The organism is Vibrio sp. 1069 (assembly GCF_033340555.1).
The window spans coordinates 1-808 of sequence record NZ_JAWOWP010000243.1 but is presented as its reverse complement, the minus strand read 5'-3'; the positions used below and the strand labels follow the sequence as shown (position 1 = coordinate 808).

Annotated in this window: 1 protein-coding gene; it reads right to left on the bottom strand. The window is 40.1% G+C overall.

Features of this window, described 5'->3' with window-relative positions:
- Positions 1 to 705 (bottom strand): AAA family ATPase (locus R7040_RS25740; protein ID WP_318097470.1); only part of this gene is annotated, 705 nt, incomplete at its 3' end.
- Positions 706 to 808 lie beyond the last annotated feature (103 nt).

Below are 808 nucleotides of genomic sequence, written 5' to 3'. Positions count from 1 at the left end.
ACCAACTAAATCAATATACTTACCATCGATTTCTGGTGAAAAGTTTTTTACGAATTCATTAAATGAATCTAACCCAAACAGTGTTGATATCAGCTCCATTTGTTTAGCTGGTGCCTGCGCTGCAATGCGAGAAAAGCTATCAATTCTGTTCTTTTCTACAAAACAGAAGCGATATAAAGATTCGTCAGGTTGGAGTACTACATCATTTCCTTGATGATCAACACCCAAGATCTGTGGTGGACTAAATGAGTTGGTATGAGCATTTTTCAGGTAATCATCCTGATTACGGAACCGCTTATTTTGCGCTTCTTCAACAGCACCTAGCAAACCATACTCTAACGCCTCGCAGAAACTTGATTTACCTGTACCATTTGGCCCGTAAATCAAAACAAGCAGACTGTGTAGGCTCAAAGACTCTTTTTTGGCAAAACCACGAAAAGGACCAATTTCAATAGACTTTAGCTGCTTGAACATTTTGCCAGCGTTACCAGTCTCGTATGTAACTTCTGCAATGGCATCTGAAAGGTTAGCCCACTGATTTGATGCTAGGCTAGCAACTTTCTTGACTCGTTTGCCTTGTGTCGTGCCTAATGGATAAACCTCTTCAAAGTGCGCAAAAACAAGATTTGCAACTTTTCGTACGCCTGCTGACACCTCCTCGGCATTCAATGTTTGCAAAAAGCGCAAATATTCATTTTTTATCATTACTATTCCCTACCAAACCAATCACAGGTTAGCTATTTTTAGTTTTAAATCTGTTCTAACTGCTCCAAAGTTCACTAACGTTGCAATCAAACAGGGAGGGGGC